The sequence below is a fragment of the Trichococcus sp. genome (genome assembly GCF_049589555.1).
Classification (GTDB): domain Bacteria; phylum Bacillota; class Bacilli; order Lactobacillales; family Aerococcaceae; genus Trichococcus.
The window spans coordinates 1-2,271 of sequence record NZ_JBAWAZ010000373.1; the positions used below are offsets into that span (position 1 = coordinate 1).

Below are 2,271 nucleotides of genomic sequence, written 5' to 3' on the forward strand. Positions count from 1 at the left end.
TGCCCAGGACATGAACAATCTAGGATTTGATTTGGTTAACGGCGCAACGAACCATGCCTTAGATTACGATTATCCCGGAGCCCTTCATTCCCTGGCAGTCTGGAATGAACAGGAGAATGTCGTCTACACAGGCATTTATAAGAGTCAAGCGGATCGTGACACAATCCGGACAATCGAAAAGGAAGGCACCACGTTCGCTTTTTTGACCTACACTTACGGGACGAACGGTATTGAACCCGACACTTCCTATCGGATCGCTTATTTTGACGAAGAGCAGATCCGCCAAGATGTCGCCAAGGCCAAAAATGTCAGTGATGTCGTCATCGTTTCGGCGCACTGGGGCGACGAAAACACCCAGGAAATCAATGAGATGCAGCGCACGTATGCGCAACTTTTCGCCGATTTGGAGGTCGATGTCGTTATCGGTACCCATCCGCATATCCTGCAACCGATCGAGTGGGTGACAGGCGCGAATCAAAATAAAACACTTGTAGTCTTTTCACTAGGCAATTTCATTGCGCATTCACTGACTGATTACAATACCCTTGGCGGCATGGTGACTTTCGATTTTGTTGTTGCCGATGATGAAACGGTGACTGTCGAAAATGTCCGATTCGAGCCTACCGTTGCGCATTATGTGGCGGATCCGGGAAATGTCGAGAACTCAAGGCGTGATTTCAAAATTTACAAACTGAAAGACTACTCGGGGGAAATCGCTTCAGAGCACGGTTTGAACGGTTATGAAGGATTGGAAATAACACCGGATAATTACCTTTCCATCGTGAAAAATGTCATCCCAGCAGAAATGTTGGAGTGACGAAAAAAATACAATAATGCATTTTTGTGAAGACATCGGTAATCCGCATTGTGACAACTGTTTCTTGAAAAGAAACAAATTTGAAGCTGATGTCTTCCAAAAACTGCATACTAATGATTGACGAAACCGCTTATTTATTCTATATTGTATACAGGTAGAAAATCCTATCGCGATATTCTATCCAACCTAGAAAAACTCCCGCTTCAAATGGCGGTGATCACATCACCGCACCACCATAGTTTCAGACTCCGCTCAATCCATTGAGCAAACCTTCAATGTACTTTCACAACTATTTCTTTTCAGAATCAGACATAAACAGCCCTCAAACTAACACTCCCGAGCATAACTTATGTTCAAATTCAGCTCGTTTCATAAGAAATCCTCTTAAGTTCCCTTCAGTAAAGTATACCCAATTTAACTTTTTGCTTATTCAATTTTTGAATACATTTAACGAATAATTATATAAAAATCAGCTTATTTTGAATGTTAATATAGTATCAAGCGAGCAGATGATGCATGGTTGAATCGTGAATTACGCTAATAATAGGTAAGTTTTTTCAACAAACTGATTCGGCTTGCGGAAATTTCAGCTTTTAAAATAAACCTCGATATTTGGGCGCTGCTTATTCTTGAGGTGCCTGTTCTTTACGGATTACGTATCCGGAAAACCCCAATTTTTACCCCACCTAATGACTATTCCCTGTTCTCGATAGATCAGCTTTTATCCTTACATTTGTTGCTGCTTACTGTGTCAGTCAATCACTTAACAGCGCTTGGATAGATTATTGTGTATATTTAGCGAACGCCGACAGGCCAATCCATTGCGCTCGTCCCTTTCACTGTCGCTTTTGGAAATAAGGAGGAGAGAGGAGTATGAGAAAACATTTTTTTTCGATAGAAAAGATTATTTTTTGGGTAATTACAATAGTGACTGTAATGCCATCTTTTTTATCAGCTTACACCGCAATTGACACTTTTGCCGCAGAAGTTGGAACAGTCCAAACATCTTTGACAATGGATGACGGTGCCGCGAGTGTAACTGGAACTGTAAATGTCTCGGGAACTGCTGTTGATTGGGTTGTAACGATCACAAAATTTGATTCGGAGGACGAGCGAGCACCAAAACTGGAGCTAGAATACAACTATGGCTTAGGTGAACCATATAATATTAGTACGAATGTTCAACAAATTAATCATTCCGAAATGGGTGCTGTAGCCGTGCTGAGCGGTCAGTCCTTCAGTACCGTTGCAGAAACGTTAACGATGTCTTTCACGACTGATATAACCGATTCAATATCCGATGAGATATCCATTAAGCTGTTGGCTGAGACAATGAATTCGGAGCAAGACGATGTCGTGAATATTTTCTCATCCGGTTATACCAAGACACTATCATTTGTTAATCCGATAGCCCAGGCAGCGGCGGAAGCAGAAGCCCAGGCAGCGGCGGAAGC

The 2,271-nt window shown here is 42.2% G+C and carries 2 protein-coding genes; both read left to right on the forward strand.

Translation table 11 applies throughout. From position 1 onward, the window contains the following. Positions 1 to 817: CapA family protein (locus tag WBV27_RS12865; protein ID WP_424202527.1), on the forward strand; the 817-nt coding region annotated here is incomplete at its 5' end. An 873-nt stretch (positions 818 to 1,690) separates the two neighbouring features. Beyond that, a partial coding sequence (locus WBV27_RS12870) for a hypothetical protein (RefSeq protein ID WP_424202528.1) occupies positions 1,691 to 2,271 on the forward strand: 581 nt, incomplete at its 3' end.